Source organism: Kitasatospora nipponensis (assembly GCF_039528135.1).
GTDB classification, from domain to species: domain Bacteria; phylum Actinomycetota; class Actinomycetes; order Streptomycetales; family Streptomycetaceae; genus Kitasatospora; species Kitasatospora nipponensis.
In genome coordinates this window covers 1-686 of the sequence record NZ_BAAALF010000740.1, presented here as the reverse complement: position 1 = coordinate 686, position 686 = coordinate 1, and the positions used below count along the sequence as shown (strand labels likewise).

Genomic DNA, 686 nt, shown 5'->3' with positions numbered 1-686 from the left:
CGCCGGGCGTCTGGCGACCGCCTCCACGCTGCCGATCGTGCTGGACTCCACCGAGTCGGACGTGCTCCGTGCCGGGCTCGAACTGCTCGGCGGGCGGGCGGTGTTGAACTCGGTGAACTACGAGGACGGGGACGGTCCGGACACCCGGTTCGGGAAGGTGGCGGCACTGGCGCGCGAGCACGGCGCCGCGCTGATCGCGCTGACCATCGACGAGCAGGGCCAGGCCCGCACCGCCGAGACCAAGGTGGCGATCGCCGAGCGGCTGATCGAGCAGTTGGGCCGGGAGTACGGGATCGACGAGGGGTCGATCCTGGTGGACTGCCTGGCGTTCACGTTGGGGACGGGTCAGGAGGAGTCGCGGCGTGACGGGATCGAGACGATCGAGGCGATCCGGGAGTTGAAGCGGCGTCACCCGGACGTGCAGACGACGCTCGGGTTGTCGAACATCTCGTTCGGGTTGTCGCCGGCGGCGCGGCAGGTGATCAACTCGGTGTTCCTGCACGAGTGCGTGCAGGCGGGGTTGGACTCGGCGATCGTGCACGCCTCGAAGATCCTGCCGATCGCGCGGATTCCCGAGGAGCAGCGGGAGGTGGCGCTGGATCTGGTCTACGACCGTCGTAGTGAGGGGTACGACCCGTTGCAGCGGTTGTTGCAGTTGTTCGAGGGGGTGTCGGCGGCGTCGAGTG

At 68.8% G+C, this 686-nt stretch carries 1 protein-coding gene; it reads left to right on the top strand.

Annotation, left to right across the window (positions count from 1 at the left end; genetic code table 11):
- Positions 1-686 (top strand): dihydropteroate synthase (locus tag ABD323_RS43050; RefSeq protein ID WP_344447482.1); only part of this gene is annotated, 686 nt, incomplete at both ends.